Here is a 16,470-nt window from a genome sequence, read left to right as displayed (position 1 = left end):
TCCTCATGCGCATCGAGAAGACGGATCTGTCCGATGTCCTGGTTCTTGTACCGCAGCCGGCCCGGGACGACCGCGGATTCTTCACCCGCACGTTCGACGCGGCGATCTTCGACGAATACCTCGGCAGACCGGGCACGGCTGCATCGTTCGTCCAGGATTCCCAATCTCGTTCCGGCCGTGGTGTTGTCCGGGGTATGCACGGACGCGCGGGTCGCGGGGAAGCGAAGCTGGTGCGGTGTGCCCACGGCGCGATTCACGATGTGCTGGTCGATATCCGGCCCAATTCGCCGACTTTCGGGACGAAGCAGACATTTGTGCTCGACGACGACGAGTTCCGCCACCTCTACGTTCCCCCGGGATTCCTGCACGGTTTCCAGGCGCTGACGCCGACGGCGGACGTCTGCTACCGGATCGACCGGCCGCACGATCCCGCGGAAGACCTCGCCGTCGCCTACGACGATGCCGATCTGGCGATCGAATGGCCGCTGTCCGTGACGGTCGTGTCCCCGCGCGATGCGAACGCCGGGAGCTGGCAGGAATTGCTCACGCTGCTGGGGTGACACGGCGCATCGAGTCATCGAGAGCTCCCGTTCTCCTGAGCATTTCGAGTCGAGCCAGCCGGGTGAAACGTTCGTCGAAGTCCACCGCGGTGAGTCCGGCCAGCGTGTATTGCTCGTACAGTTCCGCGGCTCCGTCGGCGACACTCCATTTCGCCTCGAAACCGAGATCGGCGCGGGCAGCACCGAAGTCCACCCGGTACGAACGCGGATCGGACCCGTACTTGCCGGTGATCATCAGTGTCGAATCGGGAACGGTATCGACCACGGCCTGTGCGATCTCCGCGACGGTCTGATTGTTCATCTCGGAACCGACGTTGAACGCGCGGCAATGGACCGTCTCGGCGGACACCTCCAGGCACCGAGCGAAGGCCTGCGCTATATCCCGGGTGTGGACGAGCGGCCGCCAGGGCGTGCCGTCGGAGAGGACCTTGACCTTGCCGGTGAGCACCGCGTGCCCTACCAGGTTGTTGAGCACGATGTCCGCGCGCAGTCGCGGAGAGAATCCGAAGGCGGTCGCGTTTCGCAGGAACACCGGGGAGAATCCGGAATCCGCCATCGCCGCGACATCGTCCTCGACGCGCACCTTGCTCTCGGCGTAGGGCGTGAGGGGGCGCAGGGGCGCATTCTCGTCGACCGGATCCGGCCCGGCCGCGCCGTACACCGAACACGTCGACGCGTAGAGGAAGCGGCGTACACCTGCGGTTTTCGCGCACCGTGCGAGCCGGACAGAGGCCTCGTGGTTGATCTCGTAGGTGATCTGCGGCTCGAGGTACCCGAGCGGATCGTTCGACAGCGCCGCGAGGTGGATCACCGCCTCGAAACCCGTCAGGTGAGAGGCCGTGACGTCACGGAGATCGAGTCGCAGTGTCGGAGGGTCGTCCGGTTCGGTGCCGAGGACGCAATCGGCGAAGAGACCGGAGTCCAGACCGGTGACATCGTGACCGTGCGCCCGGAGCGCCGGCACCATGACCGTTCCCAGATAGCCCTGATGGCCGGTGACGAGAACACGCATGGTTCATGCCTTTCCGAAATCGACGGTGGCCTTTTCCACGACGAATGCCTCGGCATGCGGTCGCCGGCACTGCACGCCGCGGAGCCGCGACAATCCGAGGAACGCGTCTTCGTCGAACCAATCGTGGTCGGTCTGGGAGGGGTAGTGCTTGAGCAGGATCCGCGCCTTCTCCTCGGCGATCTTGCGCGTCAGCGGATGGTAGATCGTCGTTCGGGGAGTGTCGGATTCCCATTTGAGGATTTCGTATCCGAGGATCAGGTGATCGCGGAACGTCGTCGGTACCAGTTCTGCGAGCAGCCGGTGGTCCTGGTGCGCGTCGCCGCGTTGCGGTGCGAAGACCACGTCCGGTTCGCACGTGCGACGGAACGCTTCGAGAGCGGTCTTGACGGCCTCCCAGTATCCCGGGGCGCGACCGTCCGGGACGTCGAGGATGGTGAACTCGATCTCGGCGCCGGGGCACAACGCCGCGAGCGCGTGCCGCTCCTCGATCTCGCGCCGGGAATCCTCTCCGGCAATGACGAAGACATGGACGCGCGTGGGAGCGGTCGCCCGTGCCGTCAGGGTCAGCAGTGTGCCGCCGATCCCGATCGCGATGTCGTCACAGTGTGCCCCGATCGCGGCGACTTCGCGTACGCCCGAGGCCAGTAGCTCGATCACGACTGCACCACCGAGGATTCCGATTCCCACACCGTCCACGGATGGATGCCGCGCGCATAGTTGTCGTCGAGTTCGGCACGTTCCTTGAACGTGTCCGCCGGTTTCCAGAATCCGTCGTGGCGGTATCCGAACAGTCGCCCTTGGCCGGCGAGGGTTCCGCAGACGTCGGTCACCAGGTCGCCGCCGGGCGGTAGGAGGTCGAAGATCTCCTGGCTCAGCACGAAGTACCCACCGTTTTCGAAGATCGGCAGGTTGCCGACGGGAATGATCTCCTTGATCTCTCCGTTCCCGGCCACGTTGACGCAGTGGAACGACGACTGCGGAGGGACGACGAGCATCGAGGCCGCAGCCCCGGATTCGTGGTAGCGCTCGATCATGCGGTCGAGCGGGGCGTCGGTCAGAACGTCGGCGTAGTTGGCGAGGAAGTACCGGTCGCCGCCGAGATGATCGCGGACGCGGCGCAGCCGCTCGCCGATCGGGGATTCGAGTCCGGTGTCGACGAAGGTGATCGACCAATCGCTGATGTCGGTGTGGAGCATCTCGATCCGGTTGTCGTGCATGACGAAGTCGTTCGACTGTTCCTCGTGGTAGTCGAGGAAGAACTCCTTGATCTTGGTCGCGCCGTAACCGAGACAGAGGATGAATTCGGTATGACCGTAGTGGGCGTAGTACTTCATGATGTGCCACAGCAAGGGCCGGGGCCCCACCATCTGCATAGGCTTGGGGATCTCGTCGTGGCGATCGTTGCGCATGCGCATGCCGTATCCGCCACAGAAGAGTACGACCTTCATAACCTGACGCTCCTTACGAAGTCGCTGGGACCGATAGCGGTGTGCAGGGTCGGTAGCGGGAAGACGAGACGGCCACCCCACTCGTCGATGGTTCGGAGTTGTTCCGTCAGTTCCGGCTCGAGGTTCCACGGCAGGGCGACGACGACATCGGGCCGGTCCTTCTCGAGGTCTTCCGGTGGGTGGATCGGGAGCCGGACGCCGGGGGTGTAGCGGCCGTGCTTGTACGGGTTGCGGTCGACGGTGTACCGAATCAGGTCGGGGCGGATGCCGCAGTAGTTGAGGAGGGTGTTGCCTTTACCCGGGGCGCCGTAGCCGACGACCGTCAGATCGCGGTCGCGACAGTCCAGCAAGAACCGAAGGAGTTCCCTCCGGATCGCCTGTGCGCGGGGCTCGAGATCCGTGTACCCCTGTGTCGCATGCAACCCGGCTTCCCGTTCCTGTTCGAGAACGGCTTCGACCCGGGGTCCGGGTGGCCCTGCGGACTCCTCGGGTCGTGCCCACAGCCGTATGGAACCCCCGTGGGTGTCCAGTTGTTCGACGTCGACGATGTCCAGGCCGGCGGTTGCAAGCGCCCGCATCGCCGACAGGACCGTGTAGTACTGGAAGTGCTCGTGATAGATGGTGTCGAATTGGGCCGAGCGGACCAGGTTCAGCGCGTGGTGCACCTCGATGCTGAGCCATCCGTCGTCGGCGAGGAGGATGCGGAGTGCCCGCGTGAACTCGAGCAGGTCGGGGACGTGTGCATAGACGTTGTTCGCGACGACCAGATCGGCCGGGCCGTACTCCCGGCGGATGTCCTCGGCGGTGCCTTCGTCGAGGAACGCGGTGAGCGTGGGCACCCCGATCCCGCGGGCGGCGGCCCCGACGTTGACCGACGGTTCGATGCCGAGGCACGGGATGCCGGCGGAGACGGCGTGGCGGAGCAGGTACCCGTCGTTGCTGGCGACTTCGACGATCGACGAGTGCGGGCCCAGTTCGAGGTCGCGGACGGCCCTCTCGACGAAACGGCGTGCGTGCTCCACCCAGGAGTCGGAGTACGACGCGAAATAGGCATAGTCCGTGAACGTGTCCTCGGGTGTGATGAGCGCGGGAATCTGCAGGAGGAGGCACTCTTCGCAGAGGCGGAGGTGGAGAGGGTAGGTGGTTTCGGGGAGATCGAGTTCCTCCTCGAGGAGGAATCGCTCGCAGGGCGGGGTGGCGCCGAGGTCCAGCACGCTCAGCAGGTGTTCGGAATCGCAGAGACGGCATCTCATCGCTTAACCCCTCGGGCGCTGAGGATCCACACCGACACACGAATGGCGACGCAGAGTCCGACAAGCCCAGCTAACCATACTTGAAGGCGGTAGAAAAGACGAAAAGAGACTTCGAGATTGTTTTTGGAGGTTGTGGAGAAAACCCCCGGAAAGCGGCCCTAGACTCGGTGTAACTCACATCGTTCGCATTCGTCGGGGGACCACGCGGGATGTGGGCTGTTCGGAACCAGAGGGTTGGGAGGTTGCCCGATGTCGTTCCAGATCGTCCAGCGAAAACGAACCCTGGTGGCGGGGTTGCCGGTGCGCAGCCCCCGTCGGCCGCTGGGGAAGCTGCGTGATCGCGACCTCGAACGAGCGTGGTCGGCCGTCCTCAAGCAGGAGCTCGGCGGACCGCTGGCGTCCGCGTACACCGATCCTGCAGAGGAAGTCGGCTCGTATTACACGCAAACTGTGGGATATCAATGTGATTCGCTCGACCGGGTGACACCGGGGCACATCGTGTCCTGGGTGCCCGCGGGCATGTATGCGAAGTTCTCGTCGACCGGTACGTTCCCGGCTGTGGTCGCCGATCTGTGGGAGCAGATCCACGACGCGGAGAGTTCGGGTGCGATCGTCCGTTCCTTCGCGGGCGATTTCGAGTTCTATCCGCACGCGTACGCGATCGATCTATATGTGTCGATAAGTCTTCCGGACCGCGTCGGCGCATCGAAAGATGTTGGTGTGCAGTGAGTTTCGAGGTAGTGAAACTTCATTCGTTCGGAGTGGGAGGACTGGTTCTGCCGGGATTGGCACCCGGTGCAGCGGCCCAGCGCTCGGAGCTGATGTTGTTCACCGAGGATCGGATCCGGGCACGCGGCATCGACGAGGTCGTCGTGGCGTACGTGTGCAATCCCGAGGTGGGCTGGTCCGCGGTGGTCGGGTACCGCTGCAATGGAGTGGACGACCTCCCGGTCGGGGACTCGATGGTGACGGTACCGACCGCATATTTTGCTCATTTCACGAACGATGCCGACGACGACGATCCTGCCGAGGACGTCTGGGATCAGGTCGAACTCGCGGAGAAGGAAGGACGAATCGAACGCGCCTACGGCGGTGAGGTGGCGACCATCCGATCGAACGGTGAAACGGACCTGTTCATCCGATTGGTCTGATCAATCTGATCAGAAAGAGAGGGAATGGGCCGTAAACGTCTCATCCCTCCAATCCGTACGCGATGATTGTTACGAGTCGGTCGTCGCAGCGGACGTGTGCACACCGGCCGGGGGAGTGACACGTTCGGAGGGTGAACAATGAACCGAGCCGTGCGGCTTGCGTCGGAACCGGTGGCGGAAACGACGCAGTCGCAGGTCTCTGTTCACAGGGACCATGCGTCCGGATATCACTTCGTTGCCGCCCCGCCGCGCGCTGTACCGGATCTGTGGCGCGAGTACATCTCGGGTGCGTTGCGCGCCTACCGGCGCTTCGGGGTGGAATCCGCCCTGGACTACGAGCGGGTGCGCAGCGGCGAGACGACGGCCTTGTTCCATGCGGCACTCGATTCGCGGGGTGTCGTGGTGGGCGGATTGCGTGCTCAGGGGCCGTACACCCGGGCCGAGGAGTCCCATGCGCTTCGCGAGTGGAAGACGCCGGAGGACGTCGATCGGATCCGGAGGATGATCGAGGCCCGGATCCCGGCCGGAGTGGTCGAGGCGAAGGCGGCCTGGGTCGCCGAGGAACTGCCGCATCGGCGCGAACTGACACTCGCGCTGGCGCAGATGGGTGCGATGTTCATGGACCTGCTCGACGTCCGGTTCATGATGGCCACGGCGGCGGACAACGTGCTCGAACTGTGGAAGACCTGCGGGGGCGTGGTGGACCACCGTGTCCGTGCGACTCCCTACCCGGATGCGCGGTACCGGACACGTCTGATGTGGTGGGACCGGCATCGCAACCGTGCACAGGCCCCCGTCGTTGTCGCTGAGATGCGGGTGCCGCCGAGCGGCGGGGACTCGAGGTGACTGCGCTCGGGCGTTCGGCGTGGGAAGCGTCCGTGCTCGTGGAAGGCCGCGCAACGGACATGCAAACTCTGGATGCTCTGCGCGCGGATCCCGCCATTGCGGTCGTCGATCACCTGGAAGATCAGCTGAAGGAACTTCGGGCTGTGCTGCCCTCCCCGGACCCCGAACTGTTCGACGAGACTCCGCGGTGGGTGCACTATCCGTGGCGGGGGTCCGTGGTGCGGATACTGGGTCCCCGATCGTTCCGGCGACTGCGATTAGATCGGAACCGGAACAAGCTCACTCTGCAGGAGCAGGACCGGTTGCGTGAGCAAACGGTGGGTGTGGTCGGGCTCAGTGCCGGTTCCGCGGTCGCGCAGGCGCTGGTGCTCGACGGTCTGTGCGGGACGCTGCGGCTCGCCGATTTCGATGCGATCGAACTGTCGAACCTCAACCGCGTGCCCGGTTCGCTGGTGGACCTCGGTGTCAACAAGGCCGTCGTCGTGGCCCGGCGCCTCGCGGAGCTGGACCCCTATCTCGATCTCTGCGTGTGGCCGGACGGAGTCCGGGCGGATACAGCGGCGGCGTTCGTCGACGGGCTCGACGTGCTCGTCGACGAGTGCGATTCGTTCGACACCAAGATCGGACTGCGGATCGAGGCCGCGAAGCGTGGAGTGCCCGTCGTCATGGCGACGAGCGACCGGGGGCTGATCGACGTCGAGCGTTTCGATCAGGATGCCGCTACGCCCTTCCACGGACTGTTCGGGGACGTCCGTCCGGAACGGCTGGCAACCCTGTCCGGCCGCGAGAAGATCCTGTTCGCTCTCCGGCTGCTCGGTGCCGATCGGCTCTCCTCACGGATGGGTGCCTCGCTCCTCGAGATCGATCGGTCACTGACGACCTGGCCTCAACTGGGCAGTGAGGTGATGCTGGGGGGAGCGGCGGTCGCCGCGGCGGTGCGACGGATCGGTTTGGGTATGTCCCTGAAGTCCGGGCGGTCCGGCGTGGACATCGACGATCTCCTCGACGGGCTCGTTCCTCCGGCCGGCCCGGTGACGGCATCCGATCGGCCCGCCGACCTCGGCGGCCCTCCCGACGACCCGGTCGGTCGGGTGTTGTACGCGGCTTCTCGAGCCCCCTCCGGGGGGAACAGCCAGCCGTGGTCGATCACCGCGGACGACCATTGCCTCACTGTCGCGCTCGCGGCCGATTTCGTTCCCACCGCCATCGACATCCGACGCCGGGGCACGTATGTGGCGCTCGGTGCTGCACTGCAGAACGCCCGCATCGCCGCAGCGGCCCACGGCATTCTCGGACCGGTGCGGTGGGCCGGCGGTGACCCCGGCCGGGTCGGGGAGCCGTTCGCGACGCTGGAATTCGCCGACGGCGCCGACCCCTCGCTGGCCGCCCGGTACGACGCGATGCTCGCCCGTTGCACCAATCGGCGACCGTGTGACGGGACGCCGCTCTCGGAGACCGAAATCGAGGCGTTGCACGCGGCGGCCCGGCAGGAAGGCGGTGACATCCGCGTCGTCGAGGGCGCCGAGGATCTGGCCGCCGTCGCCGAAATCCTCGCCGAATCGGACCGGATCCGGTATCTGACCGAGTCGTTGCGACGCGAGATGGTGGCCGAGCTGCGCTGGCCGGCCTCCGGTGGTCTCGAGAGCGGGATCGATGTCGATGCGCTCGGTCTGGACGACGTCGAGCGCACCATGCTCGAAGTGGCACTGCGAAACGACGTGCTCGATCGGCTGGAGGAGTGGGACCTCGGCCAGGGCCTCGGGCGCATCACCGGTGAGCGCATACTCCACAGTGCTGCGGTGATCGCCGTGACTGCGCCGGGACCGGATCCGGTCGACTACATGCGTGCCGGGATGGTCACCGAAAGCGTGTGGATCTGCGCGCAGGGACTCGGGCTGTCGGTCCAGCCCACGTCGCCGGTCTTCCTCTATGCGGAGGACGATGACGATCTGGTCCGCCTCCGCGCGCCTCGGGTACACGCGATCTACCGGCTGCGTTCGGCGCTCGGCGACGTGCTGGGATCGAAACCGGGGGAGCGCTACGCGATTCTGCTCCGGGTCGGTCACGGAACGCCGGAACCGGTCCGTAGCACTCGACGCTCGGATAGGGTACGAAGATCGTCCTGAATTCTGCGTCGAACGCGGTCGGGGTCGTACGCGGTCGGGCGGGGTCGGGCGCACGAACCCGGTGACGCAGGAATTCGATGACACAGATTTCGGTGGTGGCCGATGGCTGTCGGAAGTGTCGAGAACATCGTTACACGTGTGGCCTCGTTCCTGATGCCGGTGGATGCGGTCACGCACAGGTCCGCGATCGAGCAGGTCTTGCGCACACTCGTCGAGTATTTCGGCGTGGACACCTCGTTCCTCCGGTACAACGACCACGACATCCACGCGACCGTCCTGGTCGCGGAGTGGCCCCCGCGACCGTTCGTCCCGGATCCGGACCCGTTGGGGGTCGTGTATTTCCGCGACGCCGACCCGATCTTCGCGATGACCGAGGACATGAAGGAACCCGCGGTCAGCAGTCCGTCGAAATCCGGCTCGGGTTACGCCGATCGCGTCTTCGCCGGATCCGGGGTGCCCGCGGTCTCCGTCGCCGCGGTCCCGTTGATCTCGGGCACGGTCACGACCGGCACGCTCGGATTCATCAAGGCGGGCGAGCGGGACTGGAGCGAAGAGGAGATCAACACACTCACGATGATCGCGGCGCTGCTCGCGCAGGTTCAGGCGCGGGTGCGGGCCGAACAGGAACTGCGCGACGCGGCGTATCACGACGAACTGACCGGACTGGCCAGTCGTCGGGCACTGCTCGAACATCTCGAGCGGCGACTGCGGCCGGGACAACCGGGACCGGTGGCGGTGCTGTTCCTGGACCTCGATCGGCTCAAACCACTCAACGACTTCCTGGGGCACGCGGCCGTCGATGTGTTCCTCTATCGCACTGCGCAGCGGCTGACCCGGGTGTGCGATCCGGGTGATCTGGTGGCGCGGCTGGGCGGAGACGAGTTCGTCGTCGTTCTCGACGGCCCGGTGTCCCTCGAAGATGCTCAGCAGCGCGCCGACGCACTGCGCTGGGCGGTCGGGATGTCGGTTCAGCTCGGCAGCCAGGTGGTCGGGCGCGGGGGCAGCCTCGGTGTGGCGGTCGGAGAACCGGGCCGCATCACGCCGGTGGCGCTGTTGGGGCGCGTCGACGAGGCGATGCTGATGGCCAAGAGCAAAGGTGGCAACAGTGTCGTCGCATACACCGAGGACATGCGGGGGGCGAGTGAACGCCGCAACCTGATCGAGCTCAGTCTGCGGACGTCCATCGACAGCGAACATCTCACCCTGGAGTACCAGCCGGAAGTCGATCTGGTCGACGGCACGATCGTCGGGGTCGAGGCCTTGGTCCGCTGGAATCATCCGGTGCTCGGGAGACTGCAGCCGACGGAGTTCATCGAGGTGGCGGAGTCGACCAACCTGGCCGGTGAGCTGGGCGCCTGGGTTCTGCACGAGGCGTGCGCACAGCTGGCCCAGTGGAAGAAGGAGATACCCGGACTGAATCTCCGGATGAACGTCAACGTCTCGCCGGTGCAGCTGGTGAGCCTCGATTTCGTCGAGACGGTGGAGAGCACCCTCGAGGAATTCGGTCTCGACAGCTCGTCGTTGGGCATCGAGATCACCGAGTACGTCGTGGTCAGCGACCTGGAACGCTCGCGCATGACGCTGCGTCGGCTCGACCGGCTGGGTGTCCGTTGCGCGATCGACGACTTCGGTACCGGGTACAGCTCGCTTGCTCATCTGAAATCGCTTCCGGTGCAGACACTCAAGATCGACAAGGTGTTCGTGCTGAACCTGCAGCGCAGCAAGAGCGACCGGGTCATCGTCGAATCGATCATGGGCCTGGCGTCGGCGTTCGGTCTGGACGTGGTCGCCGAGGGTCTCGAGTCCGAGGTGGCCGCCGCGGAACTGCTCGCGCTCGGGTGCACTCGCGCGCAGGGTTTTCTGCTGAGCCGGCCCAGGCCTGCCGACGTGATCGGCGAGATGCTCCGACGGGGCCGGATCGATCTGCCGTGGCGGCGTGAGGGGAAGCACGAGTCGATCGGGGCCGAGCGCATCGAGAACCCGCGGTAGCCGCGAGACTTCTGGGCGTGGGGGCGGCTACTCGTACTGGAGTGGCTCGGCGCATCGGTGGGGCGTGGCTCGATTCGAGCGCACGAAGTGGCGTAGGTGAGAACCAGCAGTTCGTTATTGCGCCAAAAACAATCCTCAGGTAGGTTTTGAGGGAACTGGAACCATTCATCCCCGGAATGGGGGTCCTTTTCCATGTACAAGAATGACAGGGGCGCGGGGGCCGGGGTGGGGGAATTTGCATCCCGGATTGCTTTCTCGTTCGAGCCGGTCGGGTCCGCGGTTCGCGGTGTGCTTCCGGGATGCGCTGCCCCGGAACCCGTTTCGCGTCCGCGATGGGAACGCCGATATGCGGTCCTCGCGTGCTGCATCGATCTTCTGTGCGTCCTCGTGGCCGACGCCGTGGTGACGTTCGGCTATCACCACCTGGCGTTCCCGGCCGGCCGTTCGCTCGCTCTCGTCGCGGTCCTGCCGATCGTGGCCATGGTCGCTCTCGCGTCTCAGAGATCTTGGGATGCAAGGGTTCTCGGCTCGGGTGCCGAGGAGTTCCGGCGGGTCGGCCGCGCCTACGCGCTCGCGATCGCGGTACTGGCGGTGGCCGGCTACGCATGGGGTACCGCTGCCGGTCAATCGTGGATCTTCGGCGCCCTGCCGCTGGCCGCGGTCGCGACGGTGTGCGCTCGTCTGGGGCTCCGCCGGTACATCCGGAGCCGGCGCCGGAAGGGGGCGTACGTCTGGTCGGTCCTCGTCGCCGGGGACACAGTGGAAGTCCACGAACTGCTGGCGCGATCGTCCGAGTTCCTGGCTTCGGGATGGGAGATCGACGGCATCTGCCTTCCTGCCGATTCGTTCCGGGGGAAGGCCCCGCTCGCGATCGACGACGTACCCGTCCTGGGTACCGAGGACGACATCGTCGGCATCGTCGCACTCCACGGATTCCAGGCGGTCGCGCTGCTGCCGTCCAGTGATTGGACGCACTCGAAGACCCGGGCGCTGAGCTGGGATCTGGAGCGGACCGGCGCGGACCTCCTCATGGCCCCTGTTCTCATGGACCTGGTCGGTCCACGGCTGCACATGGCGCCCCTCGCCGGCCTTCCCCTCCTGAAGTTCTCCGCACCGCGCTACTCCGGCCCGTCGTGGCTGGTGAAGAATGTCTTCGACCGGGTCTTCGCCCTGCTGATCGTCGCGGTCCTCGCTCCTGTTCTGCTCGCCATCGCCGTCGCGATCCGCGTGACGAGTCCGGGTCCGGCGCTGTTCAAACAGACGCGCGTGGGGCGGGACGGTCGTACCTTCACGATGTACAAGTTCCGCAGCATGGTCGCGGACGCCGAGGATCGCCGGGCCGAGCTCGCCGACCGAGACGTCGGGGCCGGTGTCCTGTTCAAGCTGTACGACGATCCCCGCGTGACGCGGGTGGGCAGGTTCATCCGGAAGTACTCACTGGACGAACTCCCGCAATTGTTCAATGTGGTCACCGGCGACATGTCGCTGGTCGGTCCACGTCCGCCGCTCGAGTCCGAAGTCGCCCGCTACGGCGAGGACGGCATGCGCAGACGCCTGTTCGTCAAGCCGGGGCTCACGGGACTCTGGCAGGTCAGCGGGCGCAGCAACCTGTCGTGGGAGGAATCGGTGCGCGCGGACCTGAGATACGTGGAGACCTGGACGTTCGCGATGGATCTCGCGATCCTGTGGCGCACGATCGGCGCGGTGTTGCGCAGCAACGGCGCCTATTGACCCCTGGTGGGCCGTCCCACCCCTCGGCGGCCCACCTTCCCCGCCTGCGTCGGTGATTCAGGGCGAAATCACCGGCGTAGGCGCATTTTCAGGCCTCGAACAGTTGCTGACCCCAGTACCCGCCTTCGGTGGGGCCGGGTGGACACGCGAAGACAGCGGATCCGACGTGCTGGATGTACTCGTTGAGGGCGTCGGCGCGGGCGAGTGCGAGTTGCATCGGCACGAACTGCTTCTGCGGATCGCGGCAGAACGCGATGAAGAACAGTCCGGCGTCGAGGTGCCCGAGACCGTCGGAACCGTCGGTGAAGTTGTAGCCGCGCCGCAGGATCCGGATTCCGCCGAGGTTCTGTGCCGATGCCAGGCGCACGTGCGAGGTCTCCGGGACGAGCAGCCCGTCGGGCCCCTTCGATTCGAGGTCGAGTTCGTCGAACTCGTTCTTCCGGCCGAGCGGGGCTCCCTCGCGCTTGTCGCGGCCGATCACCGCTTCCTGTTCCTTGAGGATCGCGCGGTCCCATTGCTCGATGAGCATGCGGATGCGCCGGGCGACCAGATAGCTTCCGCCGGCGAGCCAGGCCTGGTCGTCGGCGGCGTCGACCCACACCGACTCCGCGAGTGCGGCCGGATCCTCGGCCTTGAGGTTGTTGGTTCCGTCCTTGAACCCGAACAGGTTCCGCGGCGTCACCTGGGAGGTGGACGTCGAGGATGTGCGGCCGAACCCGAGTTGGGACCACCGCACCGACGCAGTGCCGAACGCGACGCGCGCGAGGTTGCGGATCGCGTGCACGGCCACCTGGGGGTCGTTCGCGCAGGCCTGGATCGCGATGTCGCCGCCGGACCGCGCCGGATCGAGATTGTCGGCGGGGAAGTGCGGAAGGTCCTGCAGTGCGGCCGGCCTGAGATCGGCGAGTCCGAACCGGTCGTCGAACAGCGACGGGCCGAAACCGATCGTGAGGGTCAGTTGCGACGCGTCCAGGTCCAGCGCCTCACCGGTGTCGCTCGGCGGGTGGTACGCGCCGTCACCGGTCGCGCCGTCCTCGGTGGCCTCGAGCCCGGCGGTCATCCGCTCGGCCATCGCGGTCCACGTCTTCAGCAGATCGATCAGCTCGTCGCGGTCGCGGGTGGTGACGTCGAACGTCACGAAGTGCATGCGGTCCTGGGCGGGGGTGACGATGCCCGCCTGGTGCTCGCCGTGGAACGGCACGACACCGCCGGTGTCGGGGCCGGGGTCCGGTGCGGTGGCCCGGCCGACCACCGCACCGGCACCGGCGAGTACCGCTCCGGCACCGACGGCGCCGAACAGCCGTCGCCGGGAGATTCCGGACGAGTGCTGCGGATCGGATTCGGTGGTCGGCCGGTCGGTCATGCGCCCGACGCCTCCGCGACGACACCCTGCACCTTGCTGACCTCGGCGGACAGCGCGTCGATCAGGCGGGACAGTTCCTGGCGCTGCGGCTCGGTGACGGTGTCGTAGGAGACGAACGCATCGCCCTGGCGGTACTGCGCGAGTGCCGCGTCGAGATCCGCGAAGCGGGCGTCGATGGCCTGGCCGAGTTCGGGATCCTGCTCGTCGAGGATCGGGCGCAGCGCGGCGACCGCGGCCTGCGAGCCGTCGACGTTGGCCTGGAAGTCGTACAGGTCGGTGTGGGAGAAGATGTCCTCCTCACCGGTGATCTTGGAGGTGGACACCTCGTCGAGCAGGCCCTGCGCGTCACCGGCGATGCGGGTCGGGTCGACGGTGTAGTCCTCGGCGTTCACCAGATCCGACAGTTCCTGGATGTCCACGACGAGCTGGTCGGCGATGGCGTTGGTGTCGGGCTTCAGGCCGTCGACCCACAGGTCCTTCTCGAGCCGGTGGAAGCCGGTCCACTCCTGGCCCGGTTCCAGGTCGGCTTCGCGCAGGTCGAGGCGCGGGTCGAGATCGCCGAAGCTCTCGGCCTCCGGCTCGATGCGCTCGTAGTAGGTGCGCGAGAGCGGGAACAGGCGTTTGGCCTCGTCGACGTTGCCGGCCTTGACGGCGGCGACGAACTCGCCGACGGTCGTGACCAGTGCCTCGGTCTGGCTGCGGATGTAACGGCGGTAGCCGTCGGCGGCCTCGGCGAGCTTGCCGTTGGCGTCGGCCGCGGCCTTGGACTCGCCGGTGACGGTGAACGCCTGCCGGATGCCCTCGCCGACCATCCCCGGGCGGCAGGACAGTTCGTAGTCGCCCGGCTCGGGGATGTTGACGATGAGCTGGCGGGTCAGGCCGGGACCGATGTTCTCGACCTCGCCGAGGGCACGGTCACCGTTGTCGAACACGTAGAACTCGGTGACCTTGGTTCCGTTGTTGGTCACCGCGAACGTGTTGTGCCCGGTGGTGCCCTCCGTGACGGTGACTTCGCACGTCGAGTCGGTGGCGGTGACCGCGACGGCCTCGCCGTCCGCCGACGACTTCTCGGTGCAGCCCGCGAGCGCGAGGGGCAGAACGGCGGCCGCCAGGGCATAGGTGGTACGACGCATCGGGTCGGTGCCTTTCGGAAGGAGATGGTGCACGAACGGAAGATTCAGACGGTGGCGGTTTCGTCGGCCGCAGGGGCCGGCTGGGGGGAGGCGGTCGGGCGCAGGAACAGGAACAGGACGACCACCAGGTAGACCAGCCAGGCGACGAACTGCAGAACCGTCGGGTCGGGACGCACGTTGAGGATGCCGCCGAGGACGGTGCCGTACCAGCTGCCGGCGTCGTAGTGGGCCGAGACGTCGAAGGCGAGACTGTTGGCGCCGGGCAGCACGCCACCGGTCTGCAGGGCGCGGATCCCGTAGGCGAGGATGCCGGCGGCCACGACGACGAGGAATGCCCCGGTGTACTCGAAGAACTTGGCCATGTCGATGCGGACGGCCCCGAGATACATCAGGACGGTGAGGACGGCGGCCAGGGCGATGCCGAGCAGCAGGCCGACCAGCGGCCACACGCTGCCGGCGGTGTTCTCGGCGTAGCCGACCATCAGCAGTGCGGTCTCCAATCCTTCGCGGCCGACTGCGAAGAAGGCCAGGGTCAGCACCGCGGACGGACCGACGATCAGCGCTTTCTCCATCCCGGCTTTCAGGTCGCCGGAGATCGAGCGGGCCGCCTTGCGCATCCACAGCACCATCGCGGTGACGATGACGACGGCGACGAGGGAGGCGAGGCCGGCGGCGATCTCCGCGGCCAGGCCGTCGAGGGTGGACGTGCCGAAATGGATGATGAGGAAGGTCGCGACGACCATCGCGACCGCGATGCCGACCCCGAGCCACACCCATTTCAATGCGTCGCGCCGCTCGGCCTTGACCAGGAACGCGACGAGGATCATCACGACGATGCCGGCTTCGAGTCCTTCCCGGAGTCCGATGAGGCCGGAGCCGGCGAGCTGCGTGGCGATGGACGGGGCGCCGGCGGCGGCAAGCACGGACATGTGAACTCCAGCGCGTTAGGTGAGGCGAACCTCTATTCTTGGTGCGGAACGAAACATACACCGCCCGAAAATGAATCGGGCAGGGCCTTTCGCCCCTTTACCTGGGCTTTAATGACTGTGTGGAAGATGGGGATGTGCAGCCCACCGCCACGAATTCACCGTTCCCGCGGCCCGTGCGACGTCGTTCGCCGTGGCCGCGACTGTTGTTCGGTGTGCTCGCGGCCGTGGTCGCCCTGGCCGTCGCCGTCTCGATCCTGACGCCGAGCGAACCCCCGATCCCGATCCCGGACGGTGTGCCACCGGGCCCGGGCTCACCGGTGCCGGCCATCGACGTGGACGGGCCGGGCCGAACTGCCGCGCAGTTGCGCGACTGGGCCGAACCGCAGGCCGAGGCGCTGGGCATCCCCGTCGTCGCCCTGGAGGCATACGGCCACGCGGCTGTCGTGCTGGCCCGCAGTCGCCCGGACTGCGGACTCGCGTGGACCACGCTCGCCGGGATCGGCAGCGTCGAGAGCAGGCACGGCCGGCACGGGGGCGCCCGCGCCGACGACAATGCCGCTGTGTCGCCGCCGATCCGCGGGATTCCCCTCGACGGTGGGCCGGGTCTCGCGGAGATCCGCGACACCGACGGCGGCCGGCTCGACGGCGACTCCGTCCTGGACCGGGCGATGGGCCCGATGCAGTTCATTCCCGAGACGTGGGTTCGGTGGGGTACCGACGCGAACGGCGACGGTATCGCGGACCCCGACAATCTCGACGACGCGGCGCTGAGCGCGGGACTGTACCTGTGCGACCGCGGCGGCGACCTCACGACAGCGGAAGGCTGGACGGCCGCGCTGTTCGCCTACAACCGTTCGACCGACTACATGGCTCTGGTTCGCGACCGCGCCGCCGCCTACAGCGTCGGGGTCCGACCGTGACCGGTCCGG

Annotated in this window: 15 protein-coding genes; 8 read left to right on the top strand and 7 right to left on the bottom strand. The window is 66.7% G+C overall.

The genetic code is table 11. From position 1 onward, the window contains the following. The first annotated feature begins 5 nt into the window (after positions 1 to 5). Positions 6 to 560 (top strand): dTDP-4-dehydrorhamnose 3,5-epimerase, encoded by a 555-nt coding sequence (rfbC, locus tag ACN675_RS03305; RefSeq protein WP_420749495.1) that lies wholly within the window; start codon positions 6 to 8, stop codon positions 558 to 560. Here rfbC and ACN675_RS03300 read toward each other — a convergent pair. From ACN675_RS03300 to ACN675_RS03285, 4 genes are read right to left on the bottom strand one after another with little or no spacing between them, the layout of a single operon-like run. Continuing rightward, positions 544 to 1,572 carry an NAD-dependent epimerase/dehydratase family protein gene (locus ACN675_RS03300; protein ID WP_420749494.1) on the bottom strand — a complete coding sequence of 343 codons (1,029 nt, stop codon included), beginning with the start codon at positions 1,570 to 1,572 and terminating at the stop codon, positions 544 to 546. The genes rfbC and ACN675_RS03300 overlap by 17 nt on opposite strands. 3 nt (positions 1,573 to 1,575) lie before the next feature. Further along, a complete protein-coding gene (locus tag ACN675_RS03295) occupies positions 1,576 to 2,229 on the bottom strand; it encodes a PIG-L deacetylase family protein (protein ID WP_420749493.1) in 654 nt (217 codons plus the stop codon). Then, positions 2,226 to 3,020 (bottom strand): glucose-1-phosphate cytidylyltransferase, encoded by a 795-nt coding sequence (locus ACN675_RS03290; protein ID WP_420749492.1) that lies wholly within the window; start codon positions 3,018 to 3,020, stop codon positions 2,226 to 2,228. Before ACN675_RS03290 ends, ACN675_RS03295 begins: the two co-directional genes overlap by 4 nt. Next, a complete protein-coding gene (locus ACN675_RS03285) occupies positions 3,017 to 4,273 on the bottom strand; it encodes a methyltransferase domain-containing protein (protein ID WP_420749491.1) in 1,257 nt (418 codons plus the stop codon). Before ACN675_RS03285 ends, ACN675_RS03290 begins: the two co-directional genes overlap by 4 nt. 249 nt (positions 4,274 to 4,522) lie before the next feature. Between ACN675_RS03285 and ACN675_RS03280 the strand changes: the two genes are divergently transcribed. From ACN675_RS03280 to ACN675_RS03255, 6 genes are all read left to right on the top strand, one after another. Then, a complete protein-coding gene (locus tag ACN675_RS03280) occupies positions 4,523 to 5,002 on the top strand; it encodes a GyrI-like domain-containing protein (protein WP_420749490.1) in 480 nt (159 codons plus the stop codon). Between the two features lie 11 nt (positions 5,003 to 5,013). Next, positions 5,014 to 5,424, top strand: a complete 411-nt coding sequence (locus ACN675_RS03275; protein ID WP_420749489.1) for a hypothetical protein — start codon at positions 5,014 to 5,016, stop codon at positions 5,422 to 5,424. Positions 5,425 to 5,595: 171 nt separating this feature from the next. Next, complete coding sequence (locus ACN675_RS03270) at positions 5,596 to 6,270, top strand: hypothetical protein (protein WP_420749488.1); 675 nt, start codon at positions 5,596 to 5,598, stop codon at positions 6,268 to 6,270. After that, positions 6,267 to 8,396 carry an Rv1355c family protein gene (locus ACN675_RS03265; RefSeq protein ID WP_420749487.1) on the top strand — a complete coding sequence of 710 codons (2,130 nt, stop codon included), beginning with the start codon at positions 6,267 to 6,269 and terminating at the stop codon, positions 8,394 to 8,396. The genes ACN675_RS03270 and ACN675_RS03265 overlap by 4 nt, the downstream gene beginning before the upstream one ends. A 102-nt stretch (positions 8,397 to 8,498) precedes the next feature. Further along, the gene (locus ACN675_RS03260; protein ID WP_420749486.1) at positions 8,499 to 10,385 is read left to right on the top strand and encodes an EAL domain-containing protein; all 1,887 of its coding nucleotides are present in this window, start codon (positions 8,499 to 8,501) and stop codon (positions 10,383 to 10,385) included. 192 nt (positions 10,386 to 10,577) lie between these two features. Beyond that, a complete protein-coding gene (locus ACN675_RS03255; RefSeq protein WP_420749485.1) occupies positions 10,578 to 12,116 on the top strand; it encodes a sugar transferase in 1,539 nt (512 codons plus the stop codon). Positions 12,117 to 12,204: 88 nt separating this feature from the next. Here the strand turns inward: ACN675_RS03255 and efeB are convergent, their stop codons facing one another. Genes efeB through efeU form a run of 3 tightly spaced genes read right to left on the bottom strand, consistent with a single transcriptional unit; the run spans position 12,205 to position 15,541 of the window. Further along, positions 12,205 to 13,479: an iron uptake transporter deferrochelatase/peroxidase subunit gene (efeB, locus tag ACN675_RS03250; RefSeq protein WP_420749484.1), complete on the bottom strand. Its 1,275-nt coding sequence runs from the start codon at positions 13,477 to 13,479 to the stop codon at positions 12,205 to 12,207. After that, positions 13,476 to 14,612 carry an iron uptake system protein EfeO gene (efeO, locus tag ACN675_RS03245; RefSeq protein ID WP_420749483.1) on the bottom strand — a complete coding sequence of 379 codons (1,137 nt, stop codon included), beginning with the start codon at positions 14,610 to 14,612 and terminating at the stop codon, positions 13,476 to 13,478. The genes efeB and efeO overlap by 4 nt, the downstream gene beginning before the upstream one ends. Positions 14,613 to 14,656: 44 nt before the next feature. After that, entirely contained in the window at positions 14,657 to 15,541 is an 885-nt protein-coding gene (gene efeU / locus ACN675_RS03240; RefSeq protein ID WP_420749482.1) for an iron uptake transporter permease EfeU, read from the bottom strand. A gap of 119 nt (positions 15,542 to 15,660) precedes the next feature. Between efeU and ACN675_RS03235 the strand changes: the two genes are divergently transcribed. Continuing rightward, the gene (locus ACN675_RS03235; protein ID WP_420749481.1) at positions 15,661 to 16,461 is read left to right on the top strand and encodes a lytic transglycosylase domain-containing protein; all 801 of its coding nucleotides are present in this window, start codon (positions 15,661 to 15,663) and stop codon (positions 16,459 to 16,461) included. Positions 16,462 to 16,470: the final 9 nt, after the last annotated feature.

The sequence above is a fragment of the Rhodococcus sp. O3 genome (assembly GCF_048897285.1).
Classification (GTDB): Bacteria; Actinomycetota; Actinomycetes; order Mycobacteriales; family Mycobacteriaceae; genus Rhodococcus.
This window is presented reverse-complemented; position numbering and strand designations above follow the sequence as displayed.

Excerpts from the sequence above, each read along its gene's own strand:
- rfbC (WP_420749495.1), top strand. The coding sequence starts at position 6 with ATGCGCATCGAGAAGACGGATCTGTCCGATGTCCTGGTTCTTGTACCG.
- ACN675_RS03260 (WP_420749486.1), top strand. The coding sequence starts at position 8,499 with ATGGCTGTCGGAAGTGTCGAGAACATCGTTACACGTGTGGCCTCGTTC.
- ACN675_RS03300 (WP_420749494.1), bottom strand. The coding sequence starts at position 1,572 with ATGCGTGTTCTCGTCACCGGCCATCAGGGCTATCTGGGAACGGTCATG.
- efeO (WP_420749483.1), bottom strand. The coding sequence starts at position 14,612 with ATGCGTCGTACCACCTATGCCCTGGCGGCCGCCGTTCTGCCCCTCGCG.
- ACN675_RS03280 (WP_420749490.1), top strand. The coding sequence starts at position 4,523 with ATGTCGTTCCAGATCGTCCAGCGAAAACGAACCCTGGTGGCGGGGTTG.
- efeU (WP_420749482.1), bottom strand. The coding sequence starts at position 15,541 with ATGTCCGTGCTTGCCGCCGCCGGCGCCCCGTCCATCGCCACGCAGCTC.
- ACN675_RS03290 (WP_420749492.1), bottom strand. The coding sequence starts at position 3,020 with ATGAAGGTCGTACTCTTCTGTGGCGGATACGGCATGCGCATGCGCAAC.
- ACN675_RS03285 (WP_420749491.1), bottom strand. The coding sequence starts at position 4,273 with ATGAGATGCCGTCTCTGCGATTCCGAACACCTGCTGAGCGTGCTGGAC.
- ACN675_RS03255 (WP_420749485.1), top strand. The coding sequence starts at position 10,578 with ATGTACAAGAATGACAGGGGCGCGGGGGCCGGGGTGGGGGAATTTGCA.
- efeB (WP_420749484.1), bottom strand. The coding sequence starts at position 13,479 with ATGACCGACCGGCCGACCACCGAATCCGATCCGCAGCACTCGTCCGGA.